Below are 23,469 nucleotides of genomic sequence, written 5' to 3'. Positions count from 1 at the left end.
GGTAGGTTCCCAGCCAGTCACCGAGGTGACCCGGGGTTGCAGGAGCGTCGGGCGGCGGTGGCCATCCGGACAGGACTGCACCATGGGTTCTCGGACGAGTTCCGCCATGCCGTCACGGCGACCCGCGCGGGCCACGGCCCCCTCCCCGGAGCACGGGGGGTGACGCGATGACGACACTGGACTCCAGGCCCACCCCGTCGGTGCCGCCCCGGCTCACCGGCGTCGCCCCTCCGGTCACGGTCATCGTGCCGACGCGCAACGAGCAGGGGAACGTCGCCGAGCTGCTCGACCGCCTCGTGCCCGCCCTGCCGGCGGGCAGCGAGGTGCTCTTCGTCGACGACAGCGACGACGGCACACCAGCAGCCATCGAGGCCTCCGCCTGCGGCCACCCCGTCCCCGTTCGCACGCACCACCGCGAACCGGGAGAGAGGTCCGGGGGCCTCGGTGGCGCCGTCGCCACCGGCCTGAGCCTCGCCACCCGCGACTGGTGCGTCGTCATGGACGGCGACCTCCAGCACCCGCCCGAGCTCGTGCCCGAGCTCGTGCGCGTCGGGCAGGCCGGCCGCTCCCAGCTGGTCGTCGCCAGCCGGTACGACGGCGGCGGCGACGCGGAGAGCTTCGGTCGCGCCCGGGCCTTCGCCTCCACCTGGGCCACCCACCTGGCCAAGGCGTTCTTCCCCCACCGGCTCGCCGCGATCACCGACCCGATGTCCGGGTTCTTCGCCGTCCGGCGTGACGCCGTCGACCCGGACGCGCTGCGCCCCAACGGTTTCAAGATCCTCCTCGAGATCGCGGTGCGCGGTGGGCCGCTGCGGACCAGCGAGCTGTCGTTCCACTTCGGGCGGCGGTTCGCCGGTGAGAGCAAGGCGAGCCTGCGCGAGGGCGTCCGGCTCGTCGTCCTCCTCGCCCGCCTCTGGTTCGACGTGCGGGGCGAGAGCCGGGGCGCGCGGATGGCCGGGTTCGCGGCCGTCGGCGTCAGCGGGCTGCTCGTCAACACCCTCGCCCTGTGGGTGGCCACCGGGCTCGCCGGGCTGCACTACGCCGTGGGCGCGACGATCGCGACCGTGGTGTCGACGACGTGGAACTGGGGCGTCCTCGAGGCCCTGGTCTACCCGGCCTCGAAGGGCCCGTCCACGGTCCGCCGCTTCCTCGCCTTCGCGGGTCTCAACGGGGCAGCCCTCGCGCTCCGCGTCCCCCTCATCGCGCTGCTCGTCGAACGGGCCGGCGCCAACTACCTTCTCGCGAACCTCGTCTCGCTGGTCGCGCTCTTCGCGGCCCGGTTCGTCGTCACCGACACCATGATCTTCCGGAGGCCCCGATGACCATCCTCGACACGACCCGCGCCCCCCGCCGCCTCCACGAGGGCTACCTGAAGTACCGCTACTCCGTGCCCGGCGTCGCGACCATCGGCTCCGAGGTCCCCCTGCCCGAGCTGCAGTGGTTCCTCACGCCCTTCCTCACCAGGGGCCCGTTCGACATCCAGATCAGGGTGGCCCGGGTGGGCCACCTGCGCGGGCACGTGACGTTCACCGCCCGTGACGAGGACGAGCGCACGTACGAGGAGCACCTGGGAGCCCTCGGTGCGAACTTCCGCATCGAGATGGGCGACACGATCCACATCACCGTCGGGCCGCTGCTCGAACACTCGCCGCACGTGCTCTACACGAACATCGTCGAGGCGCTGCTGCGCTTCCTCGCGGTGGCTCACGGGCGGCTGCTGCTGCACTCGGCGTGCGTCCGCCTGGGGGACACCGGGGTCATGCTCTCGGCCCGCACGGACACCGGGAAGACCGGCACGATCCTCCGGCTCATCCGCGAGGAGGGTGCGACCTTCCTGTCCGACGACATGACGATCGTCGAGCCCAACGGGGTGGCCCACTGCTTCCCCAAGCCGCTGACCATCAGCCACCACACGCTGCGCGCGGTGCAGACGCAGACGCTCTCCCGGGCGCAGTGGGGAAAGCTGCGGGTGCAGAGCCGGCTGCACTCCAAGGAGGGCCGCCAGTTCGGGATGCGGCTGGCGCAGATGAACCTGCCGATCATGACGTTCAACGCCCTGACCCAGGCCGTCGTCCCGCCCCCCAAGTACGACGTCGACCGGCTGGTGCCGTGCGACGTCATCCACGAGGTCGCGGTGTCGGACCTGTTCATCATCGAGCGCGGTCCCAACGGGCTCGAGGACGTGTCCTTCGATCGGGCCCTCGACGAGCTCATCGAGAACACCGACGACGCCTACGGGTTCCCGCCCTTCTCCATCCTCGCGCCGACCCTCCACGTCGGCGGCATGGACTACGAGGCGCTGCGGGACCGCGAGCGCGAGCTGCTGGGCCACGTGCTGCGACAGGTGCGGGTCAGGCGGCTCGTGCGCGACGACTTCGGCTGGCCGGTGCAGATCAGCGCCGTCCTCGCCGCCGACCGGGCCGACGCGGCCGCCTCGGCGCCGGCCACCACGGCACCCCTCACCGACGTCGGGGGCCCGCCTCCGACCAACGGCCACCACGGCCCCAACGGCCATGACGGCCAGAACGGCCACCACAACGGTGCTGTCTCCGCGGTCGGGTTCTCACCCCACCACCTGGACGCAGGAGACAGCCCTGCCTGACCGAGCGGGACCCGGGTTGGCTGGCCCTTTCCCTCCCCTGCTGCCACCCGGCACCCCCGCTTCGGGAAGGGCGGCCGCGCCGTGGGTGTTCCCCACGGCGCTGCTGCTCGTCCTCGTGCTGGCGGGGACGCGACGGTTCGCGGGCCTGGGCCGGCTGGGGCTCACCGGCGACGAGGCGGTCTACCTCACGCAGGGGCTCGGTCCCGGCGACCCCGGCTGGGCCGGGGTGCGGGCCCACCCGCCGCTGTGGGGGATGCTGCTCGCGCTCGTCCCCGACGCGGTGTCGCGGGAATCGGTGCTGCGGGGTGTCGCGGTGGTCGTCGGCCTGGTGTCGGTCGTCGTCGCGGGGCTGCTGGCCCGGGAGGTCGCGGGGCGGTGGGGGGGGGTCGCGGCGGCCGTGGCACTGGCGAGCATGCCGTACCACGCCGACGTGACGCGCCTCGTCCTCGTCGACGTCCCGATGGCCACCGGCGTCGCGGTGGCACTGCTCCTCCTCGTCCGCGGGACCGGGGACGTGCCCCGCCCCCGTCTGGTCGAGGCGGCCGGCGCGGGCCTCGGCGTGGCCACCCTGTTCAAGGAGACGGCCGTCCTCACCGTCGTCGCGATCGTGCTGGCGTGGGCCGTCGGCGCGCTCGCGGTGGATCGCCGCACCGGCGCCCGCGCGCTGGCCTGGTTCGTGGCCATCGTGGCCCTCTACCCGGCCTGGCTCGTCGCCGTCGGCGGGCTCGACGCCGCGGCCGGTTACGTGCGGTGGCAGCTGGTCCGCGGGCCCTCGGGCGGGGTCGGCTACGTCGACACCGTCCTCCCCCGGATCGGCTGGGGCGTCCTCGGGGCCGCCGTCGTCGGGGGCGTGGTGCTGGTGGCGGCGGGCCGTCGGCACGGCGCGCTCCTCGCCCTGGCCGTGCTCGTCCCCGCCACGTTCTACGCCGCCTGGCCCGTGAGCGGCTACCCCTACCTCCTCGCCACCACGGTCCCGCTCTCCGCGCTGGCCGGTGTGGGGGCCTCCACCGTGGCCACGGGGCTGCGCGCACGAGTCACCCACAACCACCTCCCCCTGACCGCGGCGTTCGCGGTGGCCGCGCTCGCGACCGGGCCCGCCGCGACGTCGGCAGAGCCACCCCCGGTGCCCGGGTCCTCCGGGGTCCCCGCCGTGCGGGAGGCCGCCACCTGGCTGGTCCGGGAGCACCTGCCCGTGGTGACCGCCGCGACGTGGGTCGCCGACGTCGTGCGCCTTTACGCCCGGGGCAGCCCGGTCTCGACGCTCACCACGGCGAGGACCGTGGCGGCGGACGTCAACCCCGCCCACCCCCGCCACCGGACCGCGGCACTGCCGGCCGGACCGGTCGCGGTGGTGTGGGACGCGTGGTCGGCCTCCACCGACCCCACGACCACCTCGGCCCTCCTCGACGAGGTCCGCGCCGCCGGGGGACGCGTCGCCCACGTCGAGTCGGCGCCCGGCACCGTGGGGGCGCGCCCGCTCGTCGTCGTGTTCGTGGTCGGGGCGCCGGCCGCGAGGTCCTCGCCCTGCTGCGCACCGTCCCCACCCGACCTCGGGAGACCGCGATGACCGCGGCCGGGAGGGTCGCGGCGACGGTGGTGACCGCGGTCGTCCTGCTCGCGATGGTCACCCCCACCCCGACGGCAGCTGCCTCCGGCGCGCGTCCGGGCTCGACACCGGCCTCCGCGGCGACGACCGCACCCCCGTCCCCCACGCCGACACCCGGGGTCGGCCTGTCCGCCATCCCCGTGTGGGCGTACTACTACATCTGGTTCGACCCCTCGTCATGGGACCGCGCGAAGTCCGACGAGCCCGCCCTCGGCACCTACACGAGCGACGAGCGCCTCGTGATGAAGCGGCACATCGAGCTCGCGCGGGCCGCCGGGGTCGACGGCTTCCTCGTCTCCTGGAAGGAGGGCGGGAAGCTCAGCGAGCGCCTGGCCCGGATCACCGAGGTCGCCGCGGACGAGCACTTCCGGCTCGGCCTGGTCTACCAGGGCCTCGACTTCGCCCGGCGGCCCATCGAGGTGGCGCAGGTCTGCGCCGACCTGCTCGAGTTCGCCGACCGCTACGCCACCAACCCCGTCTTCCGGCTCTGGGGCACCCGGCCCGTGGTCGTGTGGACCGGCACCGACCAGTTCTCCTCTTCCGACCAGGAACGCTGTGTCGCCCCGGTGCGCAGCCGGCTCCTCGTGCTGGCGTCCTCGCGCAGCCTCAAGGAGTACGAGCGGGCCTCGTCGGTGTTCGAGGGCAACGCGTACTACTGGTCCTCCGTCGACCCGGAGAAGTCGTGGTACCCGACCAAGCTGGCCGAGATGGGGGCGGCCGTGCACGCCACCGGCGGGCTGTGGATCGCGCCCGCCGCGCCCGGGTTCGACGCCCGGCTCGTGGGCGGCAAGACGGTCGTCCCCCGGCGCGACGGCCGCACGCTCGCCCTCGAGCTCGACGCCGCGGTCGGCTCGCGCGCCGACGCCATCGGCCTCATCTCGTGGAACGAGTTCACCGAGAACTCGCACGTCGAGCCGAGCCGCCTCTACGGGTCCACCGCCCTCAAGGTGCTCGCGGGGTTCACCGGCAGCACCACGGCGCTCCCCGACATCGACTCCAGCACGCCGTCGACCCGCCCCGCGGCCTCCGGGCTCAACGGCGTCGCCGCCGTGCTCGTCCTCTCGGCGCTGCTGGCCGGCCTGCTCATCCGCGCGAGGTGGCGGCGCGAGGTCGTCCCACCGCCACCCCCGCCGGTGCAGCGGCTGCGCACCCCCCACCGCGTGAGGTCCGGGCGATGAAGTGGCACGCGTGGCAGCCGCCGACGCCCGTGGCCACGGCCGAGGGGCCCGCGACCCCACCCGAGGCCGCGGGGCGACCCGTGCGCCACCCCGCCCTGCTCGGGCTCGTCGTGCTCGGCGCCGCCGTCGCGATCCGCCTCTGGCAGCTCGACGCCGTCGGCTTCAACAGCGACGAGGCGGTCTACGCCGGCCAGGCGGCGAGCATCTCAGGCGACCCGGCGGCGCTGTCGTACTTCCCGGTCTTCCGCGCCCACCCCCTGCTCTTCCACGCCACCGTCTCCCTCGTCTTCGAGCTCGTCGGCGTCAGCGACGTCGCGGCCCGGCTGACGGCGGTCGCCTTCGGGGTCGCCAACGTCGGGGCGGCCCTCCTCCTCGGGCGCGAGCTGTACGGGACCCGGTGCGGGCTCCTCGCGGCGGCCCTCGTGGCGGTCATGCCGTACCACGTCGTCGTGAGCCGCCAGGTCCTCCTCGACGGCCCGCAGGCCTTCCTCGTCGCGATGAGCGTCTGGGCGCTCGCGCGGTACGTCAACCGGCGCCGCGACCGCTGGCTGCTCGTGTCGGCGCTCTTCCTCGGGATGTCGGTGCTCACCAAGGAGACCTCCATCGTCCTCGCGGGGTCGGTGTTCGCCTTCTTCGCGCTCGCGCCCTCGGTGCCGCTGGGCTGGCGCCGGGCCCTGGGCGCCGGGGCGATCTTCGCGGGCGTGGTGGCCGCCTACCCGGTCTGCCTGAGGCTGGCCGGGGCGACGAGCACCGGGGGCGCCTTCCTCACCTACCAGCTGTTCCGGCGGCCGAACCACGGGCTGGGCTTCTACCCCTCGGTCGTCCCGTCGGCGCTCGGCTGGGGCGTGGTGCTCGCCGGCCTGCTGGCGCTGGTCCTCACGTGGCGCCGGCTGTCCTGGCGCGAGACGCTGCTGTGGACCTGGGTGGCGCTGCCGGTCGCCTTCTTCGAGCTGTTCCCGGTCAAGGGCTACCAGTACCTCCTGCCGATGGCGACGCCGTTCGCCGTCGCCGCGTCCGCCGCCCTGCTCCGCTGGCCCGAGCGGCTGCGCGCGACGGGGCGCCGTGTGCCGTCCTGGACGCCTTTCGTGGCGACCGGGCTGGTCCTCGCCACGGCCCTCGGCCCCACGCTGCAGCAGGTGACCGCCACCGAGCGCGACACCGCCCTCGCCGGGACCGGCGGCCTGCCCGGCGGACGCGAGCTGGGCACCTGGATCCGCGGCCACGTGCCCGAGGGCGTGACGATGATGACGATCGGGCCGTCGATGGCCAACATCATCAAGTGGTACGGCGGGCGTGATGCCCGAGGGCTGTCCGTGAGCCCGAACCCGCTGTACCGCAACCCTGTCTACGACCCGATCGCCAACCCGGACCTCGCGATCCGGCGCAACCAGGTGCAGTACGTCGTGTGGGACAGCTTCTCGGCGGAGCGCTCCACGTTCTTCGCCGAGGCCGTCATCCGGTACGCCGACCGGTACTCGGGGCACGAGGTGTACCGCCAGGAGGTCAGGGGCACCGACGAGAAGGGGCAGTCCGCCATGGTGCCGATCATCATCGTCTACGAGGTGCGGCCGTGAGCCGCCCGCGCCGCTCCGCACGCGCGGCCGCCCTGGCGGTGGCGGCGATCGCCGCCGCGGCCCTGCTGGCACCGGCGGCGGCAACGGGGTCGGCGTCGGCCACCGACGCGGCCGACACCCCCACGACGACGCCGATCAAGCACTTCATCTACCTCATGCAGGAGAACCACAGCTTCGACAACTACTTCGGCACCTACCCCGGGGCGAACGGCCTCCCGGACGGGGCCTGCGTGCCCGTGCGCGTCGACCGGCCGAACGGCGAGTGCGTCAAGCCGTACTGGCTCGGCGGGGAGCCGATCAGCGACCTCGGGCACACGGCGACCGTCTTCCGGGCCCAGCTGAACTCGGGCAGGAACGACGGCTTCATCGAGGCGTTCGCCGACGAGGGCGACCCGACGCGGCAGGCGATGGGGTACTACGACGACCGCGACATCCCGTACTACTGGAACGTCGCCGACCAGTACGTCCTGTTCGACCGGTTCTTCACCTCCGCGGGTGGTGGCAGCGTCTGGAACCACATGTACTGGGTCGCGGGCGTGGCGGGGAACCCCGTGGGCGACAGCATCCCGGTCGACGGCTTCGGCGACATCCCGACGATCTTCGACCGGCTCGAGGCCAAGGGGGTGTCGTGGAAGTTCTACGTCCAGAACTACGACCCGCGGGTCACCTACCGGACCTACCGCACGGTGGACGACGCCAACAAGGGTGCCCAGGTGGTGTGGGCGCCGGTGCTCGCCTACGCGCGCTTCCTCGACGACCCGAAGCTCTTCGGCCGGATCGCCCCCCTCGAGGAGTACTACCGCGACCTCGCCGAGGGGACGCTGCCCGCGGTGTCGTTCATGGTCCCGTCGGGGGCGAGCGAGCACCCGCCGGGGAGCGTCGCCGCGGGAGAGCGGTTCCTGCGGACGCTGCACACCGCCCTCATGCGCAGCTCGGCCTGGAGCACCTCGGCGTTCCTGTGGACCTACGACGACTGGGGCGGCTGGTACGACCACGTGGTCCCGCCGCAGGTCGACGAGTTCGGCTACGGCTACCGGGCCCCCGCACTGCTCGTCAGCCCGTACGCGAGGCAGGGCCACGTCGACAGCACGACGCTCGACTTCACGTCGGGCCTGAAGTTCATCGAGAACAACTGGGGCGTCGACCCGCTCGCCGAGCGCGACCGCAAGGCCAACGACATCACCAGTGCCTTCGACTTCGCCTCTCCCCCGAGGGAACCGGTCCTTCTCTCGGACACCCGGGGGTCGCGCGAGACCTTCGTGTCGAGGCAGCCCGACATCTACCGCGCGTACGGCGCGGGGGTGCTCGTCCCGGCGGCGGTCATCCTCCTCGGCGTGCTGTTGACCCGTGGGAGGCGTCGTGACACCTGGTGACCTCGTCCGGTCGCGGACCACCCGCCTCGGCCTCGTCCTGGCCGCGGTGGTCCTCGGGGCACCCGCGGCGTGGGCCGTCGCGCCGACCGGCGCGCCGGCCGTGACCGCCCCCTGCCCCGCCGACCGGCCGCTGACCGAGGTGCAGGTGGGGACCGTGCCCGTCGTCCCGGGCGCCCGCCTCGAGATCGCCGGGACCGCTGTCGTCACCGACGCCGCGGGACGGGCGACGGTGTCGGTGTGCAAGCTGACCTCGGCCCGCGACATCACCGGTCCCCGGTCGCCGATCTCCCTTCCGGGACAGCGCCGCGCGGTCTTCGACCGGGTGTTCCTCAGCGGTCGCTCACGCGTGGTGCAGGCGTCGTTCGGCATGGAGAACGAGGTGTCGTTCTCCTTCCAGGGCCTGCCCACGCGGGAGATCGAGAGCTTCACGCTGCGCTCCAGCACCGGCCAGGTCATCACCCGCACCGACCTCGGCCCGGTCTACCTCCCGGGCAGCCGTGTGCTGCGCGGGCCGGACGGGCTGGAGCAGCGCGACATCTACTACTCGGTCGACGCGGTGACGGTCGCCGGTTCGAGCGTGGTGAACCGGTCGCAGGTCCGCTTCTACCCGAGCGAACGGACCGTCGTCCGGGTGCCGCTGCTCGCGTTCGACGTCAAGGTGCAGGTCGTCGACCGGCTCTTCGGCAACCCGGTCGGGTCGGCGGTCAGCCTCACACGCTCCGGGAGCCCCGACGTCCACCGCACCCTCGAGCACGGCGTCGCCACCTTCACCGAGGTGCCGCGCGGCGACTACTCGGTGGTGGCCGAGGCGCCCGGGCTGCGGATCGACCGGCGCCTCGTGCTGTCGTCGAACCAGGCCGTGGTGATGCCGGTGCTCACCTGGCTCGACCTCGTCGTGCTCCTCGGCCTGCCCCTCGTGGTCGCGGTGGGCCTCGTGCTCGCGCCCCGGCCCGCCCTCAGGCGGCGCCTCAGCGGCCTCACGGGGCTGCCACAGGCCCTGTGGCTGCCACCCCTGTCGACGCCAGGAGACCGGCGATGACCTCGAGGGTGTCCCCGGCGTGGCGCACCGCGCGCGTGCCCACCCCGAGCCCGACCACGGGGTGGTCGTTGCCGCCCGGCTCGAGCCGGTCGCCGACGAAGAGCACCTCCTCGGGTCGCAGGTCGAGCAGCTCCATGAGGCGGCCCAGGCCGTAGGCCTTGTCGATGCCGCGGGAGGTGACGTCGACGGATGTCGAGCCGCCGGCTCGCACCTCGAGGTCCGGCAGCAGGGGCGCGAGGCGGCTGCGCATGGCCTCGCGTCGTGACCCGTCGGGGTCCCACGCGGCCTTGGCGTCGGGCGGCGCCTGCTGGCCCAGCGCCGAGAAGGTCACCTGGGAGCCACGGTCCTCGATGCGCTCGCCGTGGACGACCTCGTCGGGCTCCCAGCAGCCGATCTCGCGGGCGACCTGCTCGAGAGCCGCGACCGCGGCGTCCCGGGCCGCGGGGTCGAGGTCGTGGGCGTACACCTGCGTCCACGCACCCTCCTCGCGGCGCAGGTAGCGGGTACCGCAGGTCGGCATCAGGTGCAGGTGGTCGAGGACCGGGTCGTCCGGGAGCTGCCCGAGCACCTGGGTGCGGAACTGCTCGGTGTTGCCGCCGGAGATGACGAGCACGGCGTGGCGGGCGAGGAGGGCGATCAGCGCCCGCGCCATGTCCGGCTCGATGGCGCACTTCGAGCGAGCGAGGGTGTCGTCGAGGTCGAAGGCGACCAGCCGCAGCGCGGAGCCGTCTAATCCGCCTGAGTGCACGGCGCTCGTCATCGAACCGGCTGTCACGGAAGGGTGTACGTGAGGTGGAGAACGGGAGCCGCCGCCGCGTTGCCGTCGTACGCCCAGGCGGTGCGGCGACCCGTCCCGGTCACGAGCACGACGACGGCGTTGCCGCTGGTCCAGTCACCACGGGCCACGACCTGGGTCAGCCCGGCCCCCAGGTCGGGGGTGCGCTGCTCGCTCCCCTGCGCGCCGACGACGGACCACGGAGCCGGCGACCACGCGACGGGGGCGGTCGAGCCGGCCAGCCGGTTGGACAGGTTGAACGCGTTCCCCGAGATCGGTGCCGCGTTGCCGGTCAGCTGCACCCGGACCGCGAGGGAGGTCGCGGCCGTCGTCACGGCCTGGCTGGTGAACTGCACGGAGGCACTGGTCACGGTGGCGCCGCGGGGCACCTGGAGCGCCGGGAACCGGAGCCCGACGACCTGCACCACCGCGTCGGTGACCAGCTCGAGGTCCGAGCTCGACCGGGAGACCGTCCCGCCGTCGCGCTCCTCGGCGTCGTCGAGCCCGACCGTGATCGGGACGGAGAGGGTCGTCGTGCCGCTGGGGAACACCGTCACGACGACGTCGTCGGCGCCGGCGAGGCCCGCACCGTCCGTGGCCGTGAGGCGCAGCGTGTAGGTGCCGGCCAGCGTGAAGTGGGCCGTGGTGTCGATCGCCGCGGGGTCGTCGAAGGTCACCGCCGCCGGGCCCGAGAGCCGCTCCCAGGCGGTCGTCAGGGGGGCCGGCCCGTCGTCGGTCACGGTGGCGTCCAGCGCCAGCCCGGCCGAGACCGACGTCGACTGGTCGGGTCCCGCCGCCACCGCCGGGTGGGCGTTGCCCTGCTCGAAGATCGTTGCGGTACCGGAGTTCTTGATCGTGCCGGCCTTGTTGCCGGTGAAGTCGTTGTCACTGCCGACGACCGTCCCGACGCACTGCGAGCTGGTGATGTTCAGCCCCCACGCCTGCGTCTTGGTCGCCTGGGTGTCGGTGGCCACGTTCGTGCGCACGACGTTGTTGTTGCACGGCCGCGAGTCGTTCGCCGAGATCCGGATGCCGTCGCGGCTCGACACGTCGTCGGCGCTGTTCGTCACGCGGTTGGCGAGGATCCGGTTGCGGTTGCTGCTGTTGACGAAGATCCCGTCACGCCCGGCCTGGTCGATCGTGTTGCCGCGCACCGTGTTCTCGTCGGACGGCTTGTTCGGCTGGGTCGCCTGGGTCGAGGACTTGCCGACCCGCACGCCGTAGCCGCCGACGTCGACGATCCGGCACCCCTCGACGAGGTTGCGGCTGGACGCGAGCAGCTCGACGCCGTCGCCGGGCACGTCGTGGACGTAGCAGTCGCGCACGACGTTGTCGTCGGCGTGCGTGATCGAGCCCCCGCCCTTGCCGTCGAAGATGATGCCGCGGGCCCGGGAGCCGGAGACCTCCACGCGCTCGATGACGACGAAGTCGCCACCGTCGAAGTCGATGGCGTCGCTCGTCGACCGCAGCGGCCCACCCGCGCGGACCGTGAGGTCGCGGATGGTGATGCGGTCGCTGGCCGTCATGTCGAACGGCTCGGTGTCGGTGGCGTTGCTCGCGTTGTTGGTGATGACCGTGACGCCCATGCCCGCGCCCTCGAAGGTCACGCCGTAGAGGTCGTAGAACTCCCACCAGGTGCCGCCGAGGTCGAAGGTCCCGGCGCCGAACCGGATCGTCCCACCGCCGCCCTGGGTGAGGCCGGTCGCCGCGGTCTGGACCACCGACTTCAGGGACCCGGTGAGGGTGGGGCCCGAGGCCGGCGTGGCCGTGTAGGTCGAGGTGCTCCCGACCCTGGCCACGACGTACGGGGACGACGGGCTGTCCGCCCCCGCGGGGGCCGCCGCCACCGCCCCCAGCGCGGCCACACCTGCGGCGACGAACCATGCGACGAACCCGTGTCGTGATGCCATGACCTACCCCTGCGTCGTAGGACAGCCGCCTCGACACCGGCGGCTGCTGTGGGACGTTACGCCTGTCCCGCACCCGATCCCATGACCCGATCGGGCCATTCCCCCGCCTGGTCACCCGGGGCGTGTCGCGGGAGGAGCCGGCCTCAGTCGGCCTCCTCCGCGCCGCCGGCGTCCTTCTTCGTGGTGGCCTTCGCGGTGGCCGCGTCGACCGCCGCCACCTCCACCGCGACGTCGAGGGCGTTCCGGTCGGTGTAGTACAGCGAGAACTTGTTCACGGGGAAGTGGTCGGTGCCCTTCTCGGTGTCGAAGTGGGCGAGCCGTCGCCCTCCGGCGGGGATCGTGAACGACGCGGGCAGGGCCACGTAGTAGCTCTCGGCCTCCTTCGTCTTCGGGTCGCGGAAGGTGTAGAAGACCTCGAAGGCGGTCAGGGCTGCGGACCCGGTGTTGCGCAGGGTGATCTCGAGGTGGTCGGGGGCGTCCTTCCCGGACCGGGCCTTGTTGTCCTCGACGAGCACCTTCTCGATGGCGAGCGCCTTCACGGTGGACGTGTTGGCGATCGGGTTCTGCTTCACCGGGAGCACCGGCGAGATGCTGGGGGGCGCCTTCGTGGGCGAGGGCTCGGGCGAGCCGGTCACCTCCGGGCCACCGGTGCTGGCCGTCTCGACCGGGGTGGAGGACGCGGTCGGCGTCCCCGCGTCGGCCGCCGGCTCGCTGGTGCAGCCGGAGGCGAGCACGAGGCCGGTGGCCAGGCCCACCGCGAGCGCCGCGTGGCGCGTCCTCCCGGGGACGGGGCTGGGCAACGGGGTCATGGGGTACCTCCCGAGGGGATGAGCGGCTGGGTCCTGAACGCGCGGCGCAGGAGAAGGAACATGACGACCGGGTAGCCGAGGAGCCACCAGATGTCGTGGCGCTTCTCGTGGAGCAGCCACCCGAGGTCGTAGGGGCGGTAGCGCTCCTTGACGTCGGCCATGGCGAAGGCGAAGCGCTCGTAGTGCTTGGACAGGGAGAGCTCCTCGACCCCGGTGCGGACCTTCTCGTACCCGGTGAAGTGCGCGAGCACCGCCACCTCGCCGTCGTGGTCGAGGGTGAGGGCTTGGAACAGCCCTCCCGGCAGCTGGTTGTCGGCGTCCATGGTGTCGCCGATCTGCGGCAGCACGAGGACGACCGCCAGCCAGATGCCCAGCGCCGCGGTGAGCCCGTTGGCCGCGTTGCGCGACCGCGCCGCCGCGACGGCGCCGAGGCAGTAGAACGCCCCGAGGTAGAGCGGGGTCGCCAGGTACGCGAGCGCCAGCTGGCCGGCCTCGGCGGGCGAGATCCAGTCCTGTCCCCCGATGCCCACACCGACGACGCCGACGACCGCGGTGGCGAGGGTGAGGGTGGCGAACAGGGCCATCGCGCCGAGGAACCCACCGGTGGCGAGCTCGCGGGAGGTCAGCGGGCGCGAGCGCAGGAGCGGCAGCGTGCGGTTGGTGCGCTCGCGCGAGACGGTGAGGTAGCCCATCGCGATGGCGATGACAGCGCCGATGATCTCGAGGTACTCGAAGGCGCCCTGCAGCAGGGACATCGGCGCGAGCGGCGAGGGCGCGATCCGGTCGAGCCCGGCCGCCTGTGCGGCCGCGCGGTAGGCCTCGTACTCGGCGACCTGCGCGGCGTACCCCTCCGTCGCGTTGTGCACGGAGACGGCCGTGACGGTGACGAGCAGGACGACGAGGACGAGCAGGATGCGGCTCCGGACCGCCGCCCGGTACTCGTGGCGGGCGACGGCCAGCACGCGGCGGCTCGCCTCACTCATCGGAGGCGCTCCTCGACCAGTCGTGCGACCCGACGAGCCGCAGGACGGCGAGCAGCAGGAGGCCGGCCAGGGCGGCGATGGGCAGCACCCGCACCAGGGTCGTGCCCACGGGCTCGGTCGGGGCGGTATCGAGCACCACGGCCGACGCCGTCTTGAACTGCTCGACGACGGACAGCGGCCGCGCGCGTGCCGTGACCTCGAAGAACAGCTGGGAGGTGCCGACCGGCTCGGTGACCGGGTTGAGGGACTGCACGGGACGCAGCCCGGACGTCAGCTGCGGCACCGCGAAGGTGACGACGAGCCAGACGCCGATCGCCAGGAGCAGGGCCAGGGCCCGGCTGCGCGTGAGGAGGACGGTCACCATCCCGACGAGGCCGAACACCAGCAGGTAGAGCCACGCGAGCCCAAAGAACACGACGAGGCGCCCGAGGTCATCGGCGGACAACGCGCCGTTGACGAGCAGCAGCGACACGAGGCTGACGGCCAGGCTCGCCGCGAGCACCGCGAGGAGGACCAGCGCGACGCTGAGCACCGTGCCGAGGGCGAACTGGGTGCGGCTGACCGCGCGCGAGAAGAGCAGCCGCCCCAGTCCGCTGCTCTCGTCGTCGGCGAGGCTCACGTGGCCCAGCACGAGGGCGAGGAGCGCCCCGACCAGCGGGACGTAGACGACCATGTTCGACAGGGCCGACAGGGTCGGCTTGAGGAGGAACGGGTTCGGCGGGGCCGGCCGACCGGTGGACTGCAGCAGCCGGGCCGCCTCGTCGTACACGCGCACGATGGTCTGGTGGCTCGACCACCCGAGCACCCCGGCGAGCGCCGTGGCCACGAGCAGGGTGGCCCCGACGGCCGCCACGACACGCTGCCGCTGCAGCACCCGCAGCCGGTGGGTGGTGACGGCGATGATCACGCGGGCGCACCCCCCATCCGCACGTAGATGTCCTCGAGGGACGCCTCGTCGGGGAAGCGGCGGGTCGTCTCCTCGATGGAGTCCTTGTAGACGAGCTCGCCCTGGTTGAGGACCCCGATCGTCGTGCACACCTTGGCGACCTCGCTGAGCAGGTGGGTGTTCATGAAGACCGTCATCCCGAGGTCGGCGTTGAGCCGCAGCACCGTCTCGCGCAGCTGCCGTACCCCGAACGGGTCCAGACCCGCTGTGGGCTCGTCGAGGAAGAGCACGCGCGGCCGGTGGACGATCGCCTGGGCGATCCCGACCCTCTGACGCATGCCGGTGGAGAAGGTGCCCACCCGGCGGTCGGCGAGGTCGGCGCAGTCGAGGTAGCCCAGGGTGTCCCGCGCTGCCCGGCGGGGGTTGGCGACGCCGGACAGCGTGGCGAGGAACTCGAGGTTCTCCGAGGCGGTGAGGTGCCCGTACATCCGGACCTCCGCCGGGAGGTAGCCGATGCAGGCCGTGACCTCGTGGCGGGCGGTGACGACGTCGTGGCCGCAGACCTGCGCCGACCCGGACGTCGGGCGGATGAGCGTGGTGAGGATGTTGACGGTGGTCGTCTTCCCGGCCCCGTTGTGGCCGAGGAACCCGAAGACCTCCCCGGCCTCGATGGTGAGGTCGATGTCGCGCAGCACCGGCTGCCCGTCGTAGCGGTGGCCCAGTGCGCGGAGCTCGATCGCCGGTGCGGCCATGGCGTCCTCCTCGTCTCCCCGTCATCCTCGTGAACGACGCTAGGGAGGGGTCGGCCAGGAGGAGGCCAGCGCACGGCCAGCGGCCGACCAGCATTGCGCCGGGAGGTCAGGCGTCGACGCGGCGCAGGACGACGTCGACGTGCGCGGGCGGCTCCGCGGGGAGGACGAGCCGCCCGCCCATCGCCTCCGCGTAGCGGCGGGCCAGGGGCAGCCCGAGGCCGTGCGGACGGCCGTCGGTGCCGGGCGTGGCGGTCGGCTCCCCGTCGCGGTCGGTGAAGCCGGGTCCCCCGTCCCCCACGCTCACGGTCACCTCGTCGGCGTCGATGGTGGCCGACACCCGCACCTCACCCGCCCCGTGGCGCAGGGCGTTGTCGAGCAGGACGTCGAGGACGTGGCGGACCATGGCCGGGTCGCCGTGCACGGCCGGCAGCCCGTCGGGCAGGGCGAGCGCGAGGTGCCGTCCCTCCCCCTCCAGCCGTCGGCGCCAGGCCGGGGCGACGTCGGCGACGAGGTCGGCGAGGTCGACCGTGGCGTCACCCGCCTGTGGGACGCGCGCGATGCTCAGCAGCTCGGTGATGGTCAGCTCGAGGCGGTCGACGTCCTCGAGGGCCTCGCGCAGCACCACCGTGCGGTCCTCGCGGGGGAAGGCGAGCTCGGTCTCGAGGGCGGCGCGCAGCCCGGCCACCGGGGTGCGCAGCTGGTGCGACGCGTCGTCGCTGAACGACCGCTCCCGCGCCAGGAGGTCCTCGAGGCGGCGGCCGGTGACCGTCATCGCGGCGGCCGCCTCGTCGAGCTCGGGGATCCGGCTCGGCGGCACCTCCACCCCGAACCTCCCCTGCCCGAGGTCGACGGCCGCGTCGCGCAGCCGGCGCACCGGGGTGGCGAGCCGGCCCGCGAGCAGTGAGCCGATGACCGCCCCGACGGCGAGCACCCCGACCGCGCTGGCCGCGAGCACGCCGAGGATCGTCCGCGAGCGCGCGTCGCTCTCCGAGGTCGGCTGCGCGGCGCGGATCACGCCGATGACCTGCTCGTCGGAGGCGACCGGGACGGCCACGAGGCGCGCGTCGTCGAGGCGCGCCTCGACGACGCGGTTGCCGAGTGCGCCGAGCACGGCCTCCTCCACCGGCTCCGGTCCCGCCCCGGCGACGAGCCGACCGTCGGGCGAGTAGAGCCCGAGCGTGATGGCGTCTGCGCTCTCCGGCAGCTCGACCGGGTCGTCGCTCGTCGCGAAGTCGGCGGGGACCTCCCGGGCGGCCAGGACCGCCTCGCGCTCCACCCGCAGGGCCGCGTCCTCGTCGACCAGCTGGCGCACGACGACCGCGAGGGGGACCGCGAAGAGCACGATCGCCACGGCCGTCACCGACAGGATGGCCGTGAGGACCCGCCGCCTCACGGCGTCTCGAGCCGGTAGCCCACCCCGCGCAGCGTGGTGATGCGGCTGGCCCCGCCGGCGCCGTCGACCTTGCGCCGCAGGGCCGCGATGTGGAAGTCGAGGGTCTTGGTCGAGCCCACCCAGTTCTCGTCCCACACGTCGTCCATCAGCGTCTCGCGCGAGACGACGCGGCCCGCGTCGGCGACGAGCCGCGCGAGGAGGTCGAACTCCTTGGCCCGCAGCTCGAGCTCGTCGTCCCCGAGCCAGGCCCGCCGCGCCGCCGCGTCCACCGTGAGGTCGCCGAGCACGGCCGTGGCGGGCTCGTGGACCTCGGCCCGGCGCAGCTGGGCCCGGATGCGGGCGAGCAGCTCGGCGAGCTTGAACGGCTTGGTCACGTAGTCGACGGCCCCGGCGTCGAGGCCGACGACGACGTCGAGCTCGAGGTCGCGGGCCGTCATCATGACGATGTCGAGCGTGGGGTCGTCGTGGTGCAGGCGACGGCAGACGTCGAGCCCGTCGGCGTCGGGGAGGCCGAGGTCGAGCAGGACGAGGTCGGGACGCCGCTGGGTGGCCGCGGCGACCCCGTCACGGCCCGTGCGTTCCCACCGGGCGTCGTACCCGCTGCCCGTCAGGGCTCGCAGGAGGGTCGAACCGATGCGCTCGTCGTCCTCGACGACGAGGATGTGTCCCGAGCTGGCCACGGCTCACTGTAGAGCCGCGGCTCCGGCGTCGTCCAAGGTCACGGCCGCGACCGCGGGCGTCCTCAGCCCAGCGTCAGCGCGGGGTGGGGGCGGCCGTCGTCCTCGACCGCCGGGAGGCCGAGCCACACGGCGGTCTCGCCCATGAGGTGGGTGGCGACGAACTTCTCGAACGGCAGCGGCTCGCCGATGAGGTAGCCCTGCGCGAAGTCGACGCCCAGCTCGCGCACGACGCTGAGCGCGCCCTCGTCCGAGACGAACTCGGCCACGGTGCGCTTGCCGAGGGAGCGGGCGATGCCGATGACCGAGCGCAGGATGGCGCGGTCGACCGCCGACTCGTGGGCGCCCTTGACGAACTCGCCGTCGATCTTGATCGAGTCGAACGACAGGTGCTTGAGCTGGTAGAAGGAGCCGTACCCGGCCCCGAAGTCGTCCAGGGCGAACTCGACCCCGAGCGCCCGCAGCGGCTCGGCGAAGCGGCGGGCCGCGCGCACGTCCGACACGGCGGCGGTCTCGGTGACCTCGACGACGAGGCGGCTCGCGTCGACGCCGCGCTCGCGCAGCAGGCGCTCGAGGGTGAGCGAGATCGAGGGGTTGCCGATGGAGTGCGCCGACAGGTTGATGCCCAGACGCATGTCGGGGTCGACCTTGAGCAGCCGGGCGAGCATGTCGACGGCGTTGCGGACCACCCAGGCGTCGATCTGCGGGGCGAGGCCGTTGCGCTCCGCGACGCCGATGAAGGCGCCGGGCGAGACGGGCTCGTCGCGGTCGACGAGGCGGATGAGCGCCTCGCAGCCGGTGACCTTGCCGGTGTCGAGGTGGAGCAGCGGCTGGAGGAACAGCTCGAAGGCGTCGTTCTCCAGGGCGGCCTCGATGCGGGTCTTCCACTCCATCCGGGCGCCGGAGCGGGGCTGGATGGCCATGCTCTCGTCGAGCACCGCCCAGCGGTCGCGGCCGGCGTCCTTGGCGTCGTACATGAGCATGTCGGCGAGCGCGAGGACGTCGATGTTGCGCTCCTGGGCGGCCGCGAAGGTGACCACCCCGACACTGGCGGTGACGCGGCGGTTGACGCCCTCCATCGTGCGGCTGTTGTCGCGCACCCGCTCGACGATGGAGTCGGCCACCTGGGCGGCGCCCGAGCGGTCGGCGTCGGGCAGGAGGATCGCGAACTCGTCGCCGCCGAGACGGGCCACGAGGTCGGACTCGCGCAGCGACCCGCGCAGGACGGCCGCGACCGAGACGATGAGCTCGTCACCGGCGTCGTGCCCGCGGGTGTCGTTGACCTCCTTGAAGTGGTCGAGGTCCATGAGGAGCAGGGCGCCTCGGGGGCCGCTGCGGGCACACCGGTCGAGGTGCTCCTCGAGGGCGACGTCGAACCGGCGCCGGTTGGGCAGCCCGGTGAGGACGTCGTGGTCGGCGAGGTGCGCGAGCTTCTGCTCGTAGCGGCGCCGCTCGGACAGGTCGACGACGTTGAGCAGGATGACGGCGTCGCCGCCGTCCTGCGAGGAGATGACCCGGCTGGTCAGCGCGACGTGGACGTCCTCGTGGCCGGAGCCCGGGATGGTCCACTCGCCGACGACGCGCGAGCCCGGGTGGGCCTTGACGCGGCGCAGGTGCAGGCCGATCTCGCCGCGGTTGTCGGGCGCGAGCTCGTCGAGGGGGTGGCCCACGACCTCCTCGACCGTGCGCCCGGCGAGGGCCGCGAGGGACTCGTTGGCCTGCAGGACGATCCCGGCCATGTCGAGCACGGCCACGCCGTGCGGGGCGTCGGCGATGAGCCGCTCGGAGCGGGCGTGGGCGGCCTCGACGTCGTCGAGGCGGCGGTGCTCGTCGGTGACGTCGCGCAGGACGAGCAGGGCGCGGTCGGGGACGTCGGTCACGCTGTCGAGGAGCGGCGCGGCATCCACCGACACCAGGCGCGGCTGCCCCGTGACGAGGTCGTCGGCCTCCACGACGAGCCCGCGCACGTTCTCGCCGGCGAGCGCGAGCAGCGAGGGACGCTCCTCGGCCGGCAGGAGGTGGCCGTCGGAGCGGCGGCGGGGCGGCGCGACGTAGGCGTCGAGGCGGCCGGTCTCGTCGTCGCGGGTCACGGCCAGCCACCGGAGTGCGGCGTTGTTGTGCAGGACCACGGCACCGTCGGAGTCCATGACGATGAGCGCGTCGGGGATGGTCTCGGTGATGACGCGCAGGTCCTCGGCCTGGCGGCGCGCGGTGCGACCGGCGGCGGCGACGTCCTCGACGAGCCGGTCGCGCTCCCACTGCACCGTGGAGAGCACGAGGGTGAGCACGGTGGCGAGCATCATGAAGGCCTGCAGGGTCAGGGCCTGGCCGCTGATGTCGCCGACGTCGCCGAAGGGGCCGCCCGGGGTGGCCAGGACGAGGACGAGCGTGACCAGGGCGGTGACCGCCCCCTGCAGGGCCGCGAGCGGCACCGGCAGGCGCAGGCCGCCCCAGACGAGGACGGCCAGGGGCAGGAACGACAGCGACACCGTGCGACCGGGCCCGAAGACGAGCCAGAGCACGCACAGCCCCGTGACGAGCACGGGCAGCGCCTCGGCGACGTGCCGCCGGGTCACCAGGCCGCGGGCGCCGCGCATCGCCAGCGCGGTGCCCGCGATGACGACCACGGCTGCGCCGTTGCGCAGGATCCAGCTCAGGCCCGTCTGGCCACTGACGGGGATGTCGCCGAGGAGGAGGGCGAGCATGCCGACCAGCGAGCTCGCGGCGACGGCCGCGCCGGCGGCGACGAGGAAGCGCACGACGTCGCCCAGGCGGCGCAGTGGCGGGGACGCCGTGCTCGTCCACGTGGCCGGCACGGTGCCGTAGCGGTCGGTGAGCCAGGTGTAGAGGCGCGCGGTGCCCACCGCCGAGACGACGTTGGCGACGCCGATGACGAGGGCGACGTCGAGGGGGGTGCCGGTGAGCGCCATGCCCGTGGCGGACATGACCCAGACGAGGACCCCGATCGGCACGAGCTCGCGCTTCGAGGTCGCGAACATCGCCCACGCGACCCCGACACCGGCGGCCGGCCAGAACAGGGCCAGACCGGTCTCGGGCAGCACGGTGAGCCGCCCCACGAATATCGCGAGCGCGTAGGCCACGGCGAATGCCGCTGTTCTGCCGACCACGGGATTTGAGCGCCTCTCCGACTGCGGACACCACCGACGCCCCTGCAGCACCAGTATGGCGATGCTCGCAGGTGCAGGTGGGGTGAACGGGGCCGACGTGGCCGAACGGCTGGGCCCCCTCCACCCCTCGTCGGCTCCTACGCTGCCGGGATGACGACCATCGAGGCGGTCCGCGGCGACCTCACGAGGCAGGACGTCGACGCCGTGGTCAACGCCGCCAACTCCACGCTGCTCGGCGGCGGCGGTGTCGACGGGGCCCTGCACGCGGCCGCGGGGCCGGCGCTCCTCGAGCAGTGCCGGCGGCTGCGCCGCACGACGCACCGGGACGGCCTCGCCGTCGGCGACGCGGTCGCGACCGGCGGCGGGGCGCTCGCAGCGCGCTTCGTCATCCACACCGTCGGTCCGAACCGCAACCGCGGCCAGACCGACCCGGCCCTGCTGGCGTCGTGCTTCGTGAGCAGCCTGGCCGTGGCCCGGGAGGTCGGGGCCCGCTCGGTGGCGTTCCCGGCGGTCAGCGCCGGGGCCTACGGCTGGGCGGCCGCGGACGTCGCCGAGGTGGCGGTGGCCACGGTCCTCGCCGACACCGACGCCGCCCCGGGGATCGACCTCGTGCGGTTCGTCCTGTTCTCGACGCCCCTGCTCGACGCCTTCACCGCCGCGCTCGCCCACCACGGGCGCTGAGCGACGGGAGACGACGGACGGCGCCCCGGGCCGCTGGGGTCCGGGGCGCCGTGTCGTGCGCTGAGGGGGTGGCTCAGAAGCGGCCGTACCCGCTGACGCCGTCGAAGATCGGGCGCTCGGAGGTCGACTTCCCCTCGCGCGGGGAGTCGATCATCATCCCGTGGCCGGTGTAGATGCCGACGTGCCAGGCCGGGGAGCCGAAGAACACGAGGTCGCCGGGCTGGGGGTCGCTCACCGGGCGGGCGGCGTCCTGCTGCGCCGACGCGGTGCGCGGGATGGAGATGCCGGCCTTGCGGAACACGTACGAGGTGAAGCCCGAGCAGTCGAAGCCCGACGGGTCGTCGCCGCCGTACTTGTACGGGATCCCGAGGTACTGCCGGGCGATGTTGACGATCGCGCTCGAGCTCTGCGGACCGGTGTAGAACACGCGCGACGCGCTGCGGCTCGCGGTGCCCGAGGCCGACCGCTGGGCGATGGCCGTGCGGACGGCCGCGCGGGGCTTGGGCTTGGGCTTCGCGACGGCCGTGACGCCGGAGACACCGACGCCGGGGGTGGCCACGGGCGCCTCGGCGGCCGGGGCGACGACGGCCGGGGTGAGCGCCACGGCGGCGCGCGCCGGGGCGGCGACGTGCGCGGTCTGCGTCGGCTGGTGGGCGGCCGCGGAGGCCGGGAGCGCGAAGGTGGCAACGAGGCCGCCGGAGGCGGCGAGGAAGGCGGACGCCTTGACGCCGGTCTGGCCGGCGGAGCGGGCGATCGTCGTCAGCTCGAGGACGGGGCTGTAGCGCGTGGCAGCACGATGCCGCCCCACGCGGGAGTCGTTGGACACGGTGTGGACCTCTCAGCGCCTACGGGGTGAGCTGTCGGGTTCGGGCTGAGGTTGCCCGGCCGGCGCGGTCCTGCCGCGTCCGGCTTCACCCCGAGGAGCTCGGCTGGCTGCCGTGCCCCGTGAATCGGTGGTTCCCCCGCCCCTGCCAGGCGGTGCGTTCGACCTCGTTGCGCGGAGGCAGGATTCGGCGATCCGGCACGAGGACCTTCCTCGGGGGAGGGAGGTTCTTCGAACGTAACACGCACCCGCCCCAATGTCACAAATCGGTAACTGTGAATCGACGAAGGGCCCCTCACCGCGCGCGGTGGGGGCCCTTCGGCTATGAGCGCTCGAGGCGCCGGACGTCAGTTGACGGTGACGTGGACGTGGTCCATGTGGTTCGCGGTGGGCGAGCCACGGTCCTCCATCATCTCCCACGAGCCGCCGGGCTCGCGGTAGCGCTGCTGCCAGATGACGTACTTGACGTTGTAGGTGCTGGCGTTGGCCAGGACGAACGCGGCGACGGCGTCACCGGTGGAGCTGGAGCCGCCCGTCATGAAGTCGACGGCCTGGCCGGTGCTGTGCTCGCCGGCGTTGGGCCGGTAGCCACCGATCGACGCGAGGCCGAACTTCTTCTGGACCGCGGTGCACAGGATGGCCGCGCGGTTGGTGAGGCCCAGACCGCTGCACTTGGCCGAGATGCCGGTGACCTTGGGGGCGGAGGTGTCGCCACCCGACGAGGCGGACTCGGTCGCCGTGGCCTTGGGCTTCGGCTTGGGCTTCGCGACGGCCTTGACGCCGAAGATCCCGACCTGGTCGGGGGCGGCGGGCGCGGCGTCGGCGGGGGCCGAGACGGCCGGCTGGGGGGCCTGCGCGGCGCGGGCGGCGGAGCGCGAGGCGGCGAGGCCGGCGGCACGTCCCTCGACCGCGGAGGTCGTGGCGACGGGCAGGCTCAGCGCTGCTGCGCCGGGCTCGGCACCGACGGGCAGGGCGAGCGCGGCGGCTGCTCCGCCGACGACGCACAGGCTGGCGACGGACTTGACGGCCCACGACGCGCTGAGGCGCGAGAAGCCGTCAGGGAGACGACGTACTGCACCTGGAGCGCGGCGTCGACCGGGGGCACGATGACGTGTCACGGGTGAGTTGCCTTCCGGGGCGGGTACTGATCTCCGACCACCGTAGGCCACGGACCCGCGGAGAGTCACATTCCGGTAACGGGCAGTGAGACGCGTGTCGAAGGCCCCGCCGGGGGGGTGTTTCGCGGCCGCAGGGCGCTGACCTGCGGATTCGTCGTCCGG

The 23,469-nt window shown here is 73.5% G+C and carries 19 protein-coding genes and 1 riboswitch; of the genes, 8 read left to right on the top strand and 11 right to left on the bottom strand.

Translation table 11 applies throughout. From position 1 onward, the window contains the following. Positions 1–167 precede the first annotated feature (167 nt). The 7 genes from ACFLFB_RS03885 to ACFLFB_RS03855 all read left to right on the top strand — a co-directional run bounded on the left by ACFLFB_RS03885 (position 168) and on the right by ACFLFB_RS03855 (position 9,372). On the top strand, positions 168–1,322 hold the full coding sequence (locus tag ACFLFB_RS03885; RefSeq protein ID WP_392544394.1) for a glycosyltransferase: 1,155 nt from the start codon (positions 168–170) through the stop codon (positions 1,320–1,322). After that, a complete protein-coding gene (locus tag ACFLFB_RS03880) occupies positions 1,319–2,602 on the top strand; it encodes a hypothetical protein (RefSeq protein ID WP_392544393.1) in 1,284 nt (427 codons plus the stop codon). Before ACFLFB_RS03885 ends, ACFLFB_RS03880 begins: the two co-directional genes overlap by 4 nt. A gap of 85 nt (positions 2,603–2,687) precedes the next feature. Continuing rightward, entirely contained in the window at positions 2,688–4,169 is a 1,482-nt protein-coding gene (locus ACFLFB_RS03875) for a glycosyltransferase family 39 protein (RefSeq protein ID WP_392544392.1), read from the top strand. Then, positions 4,166–5,386 carry a hypothetical protein gene (locus ACFLFB_RS03870; RefSeq protein WP_392544391.1) on the top strand — a complete coding sequence of 407 codons (1,221 nt, stop codon included), beginning with the start codon at positions 4,166–4,168 and terminating at the stop codon, positions 5,384–5,386. The genes ACFLFB_RS03875 and ACFLFB_RS03870 overlap by 4 nt, the downstream gene beginning before the upstream one ends. Beyond that, the gene (locus ACFLFB_RS03865; protein WP_392544390.1) at positions 5,383–6,960 is read left to right on the top strand and encodes an ArnT family glycosyltransferase; all 1,578 of its coding nucleotides are present in this window, start codon (positions 5,383–5,385) and stop codon (positions 6,958–6,960) included. Before ACFLFB_RS03870 ends, ACFLFB_RS03865 begins: the two co-directional genes overlap by 4 nt. Then, entirely contained in the window at positions 6,957–8,333 is a 1,377-nt protein-coding gene (locus ACFLFB_RS03860; protein ID WP_392544389.1) for a phospholipase C, read from the top strand. The genes ACFLFB_RS03865 and ACFLFB_RS03860 overlap by 4 nt, the downstream gene beginning before the upstream one ends. Beyond that, entirely contained in the window at positions 8,320–9,372 is a 1,053-nt protein-coding gene (locus ACFLFB_RS03855) for a hypothetical protein (RefSeq protein WP_392544388.1), read from the top strand. Before ACFLFB_RS03860 ends, ACFLFB_RS03855 begins: the two co-directional genes overlap by 14 nt. Here ACFLFB_RS03855 and ACFLFB_RS03850 read toward each other — a convergent pair. The 9 genes from ACFLFB_RS03850 to ACFLFB_RS03810 all read right to left on the bottom strand — a co-directional run bounded on the left by ACFLFB_RS03850 (position 9,311) and on the right by ACFLFB_RS03810 (position 20,658). Beyond that, entirely contained in the window at positions 9,311–10,147 is an 837-nt protein-coding gene (locus ACFLFB_RS03850; protein WP_392544387.1) for an HAD-IIB family hydrolase, read from the bottom strand. The two genes, ACFLFB_RS03855 and ACFLFB_RS03850, sit on opposite strands and share 62 nt — an antisense overlap. Beyond that, positions 10,144–12,057 (bottom strand): right-handed parallel beta-helix repeat-containing protein, encoded by a 1,914-nt coding sequence (locus ACFLFB_RS03845; RefSeq protein ID WP_392544386.1) that lies wholly within the window; start codon positions 12,055–12,057, stop codon positions 10,144–10,146. The genes ACFLFB_RS03850 and ACFLFB_RS03845 overlap by 4 nt, the downstream gene beginning before the upstream one ends. A 143-nt stretch (positions 12,058–12,200) precedes the next feature. Then, positions 12,201–12,866 carry a hypothetical protein gene (locus ACFLFB_RS03840; RefSeq protein WP_392544385.1) on the bottom strand — a complete coding sequence of 222 codons (666 nt, stop codon included), beginning with the start codon at positions 12,864–12,866 and terminating at the stop codon, positions 12,201–12,203. After that, on the bottom strand, positions 12,863–13,849 hold the full coding sequence (locus ACFLFB_RS03835; protein WP_392544384.1) for an ABC transporter permease: 987 nt from the start codon (positions 13,847–13,849) through the stop codon (positions 12,863–12,865). The genes ACFLFB_RS03840 and ACFLFB_RS03835 overlap by 4 nt, the downstream gene beginning before the upstream one ends. Beyond that, positions 13,842–14,756 (bottom strand): ABC transporter permease, encoded by a 915-nt coding sequence (locus tag ACFLFB_RS03830; RefSeq protein ID WP_392544383.1) that lies wholly within the window; start codon positions 14,754–14,756, stop codon positions 13,842–13,844. The genes ACFLFB_RS03835 and ACFLFB_RS03830 overlap by 8 nt, the downstream gene beginning before the upstream one ends. After that, entirely contained in the window at positions 14,753–15,487 is a 735-nt protein-coding gene (locus ACFLFB_RS03825) for an ABC transporter ATP-binding protein (RefSeq protein ID WP_392544382.1), read from the bottom strand. The genes ACFLFB_RS03830 and ACFLFB_RS03825 overlap by 4 nt, the downstream gene beginning before the upstream one ends. A 106-nt stretch (positions 15,488–15,593) precedes the next feature. After that, positions 15,594–16,880, bottom strand: coding sequence for an ATP-binding protein (locus ACFLFB_RS03820; protein WP_392544381.1), 1,287 nt, complete (start codon positions 16,878–16,880; stop codon positions 15,594–15,596). Beyond that, positions 16,877–17,560: a response regulator transcription factor gene (locus ACFLFB_RS03815; protein WP_392544380.1), complete on the bottom strand. Its 684-nt coding sequence runs from the start codon at positions 17,558–17,560 to the stop codon at positions 16,877–16,879. Before ACFLFB_RS03815 ends, ACFLFB_RS03820 begins: the two co-directional genes overlap by 4 nt. Positions 17,561–17,622: 62 nt before the next feature. Then, entirely contained in the window at positions 17,623–20,658 is a 3,036-nt protein-coding gene (locus ACFLFB_RS03810; protein ID WP_392544379.1) for an EAL domain-containing protein, read from the bottom strand. A 177-nt stretch (positions 20,659–20,835) separates the two neighbouring features. Here ACFLFB_RS03810 and ACFLFB_RS03805 point away from each other — a divergent pair, with 177 nt between their 5' ends. Next, entirely contained in the window at positions 20,836–21,366 is a 531-nt protein-coding gene (locus ACFLFB_RS03805) for an O-acetyl-ADP-ribose deacetylase (protein ID WP_392544378.1), read from the top strand. A 73-nt stretch (positions 21,367–21,439) separates the two neighbouring features. Here the strand turns inward: ACFLFB_RS03805 and ACFLFB_RS03800 are convergent, their stop codons facing one another. Together ACFLFB_RS03800 and ACFLFB_RS03795 are read right to left on the bottom strand one after the other, a co-directional pair. Continuing rightward, a complete protein-coding gene (locus tag ACFLFB_RS03800; protein WP_392544377.1) occupies positions 21,440–22,192 on the bottom strand; it encodes a C40 family peptidase in 753 nt (250 codons plus the stop codon). A 4-nt stretch (positions 22,193–22,196) separates the two neighbouring features. Beyond that, a riboswitch (cyclic di-AMP (ydaO/yuaA leader) is annotated at positions 22,197–22,392 on the bottom strand. Positions 22,393–22,536: 144 nt separating this feature from the next. After that, on the bottom strand, positions 22,537–23,307 hold the full coding sequence (locus ACFLFB_RS03795; protein WP_392544376.1) for a hypothetical protein: 771 nt from the start codon (positions 23,305–23,307) through the stop codon (positions 22,537–22,539). Positions 23,308–23,469 lie beyond the last annotated feature (162 nt).

This window comes from Oryzobacter telluris (genome assembly GCF_043099285.1).
Classification (GTDB): domain Bacteria; phylum Actinomycetota; class Actinomycetes; order Actinomycetales; family Dermatophilaceae; genus Oryzobacter; species Oryzobacter telluris.
This window is presented reverse-complemented; position numbering and strand designations above follow the sequence as displayed.

Bases quoted from the DNA above. Each gene is read 5' to 3' on its own strand.
- ACFLFB_RS03840 (WP_392544385.1), bottom strand. From the start codon at position 12,866: ATGACCCCGTTGCCCAGCCCCGTCCCCGGGAGGACGCGCCACGCGGCG.
- ACFLFB_RS03825 (WP_392544382.1), bottom strand. From the start codon at position 15,487: ATGGCCGCACCGGCGATCGAGCTCCGCGCACTGGGCCACCGCTACGAC.
- ACFLFB_RS03885 (WP_392544394.1), top strand. From the start codon at position 168: ATGACGACACTGGACTCCAGGCCCACCCCGTCGGTGCCGCCCCGGCTC.
- ACFLFB_RS03845 (WP_392544386.1), bottom strand. From the start codon at position 12,057: ATGGCATCACGACACGGGTTCGTCGCATGGTTCGTCGCCGCAGGTGTG.
- ACFLFB_RS03870 (WP_392544391.1), top strand. From the start codon at position 4,166: ATGACCGCGGCCGGGAGGGTCGCGGCGACGGTGGTGACCGCGGTCGTC.
- ACFLFB_RS03880 (WP_392544393.1), top strand. From the start codon at position 1,319: ATGACCATCCTCGACACGACCCGCGCCCCCCGCCGCCTCCACGAGGGC.
- ACFLFB_RS03805 (WP_392544378.1), top strand. From the start codon at position 20,836: ATGACGACCATCGAGGCGGTCCGCGGCGACCTCACGAGGCAGGACGTC.
- ACFLFB_RS03835 (WP_392544384.1), bottom strand. From the start codon at position 13,849: ATGAGTGAGGCGAGCCGCCGCGTGCTGGCCGTCGCCCGCCACGAGTAC.
- ACFLFB_RS03865 (WP_392544390.1), top strand. From the start codon at position 5,383: ATGAAGTGGCACGCGTGGCAGCCGCCGACGCCCGTGGCCACGGCCGAG.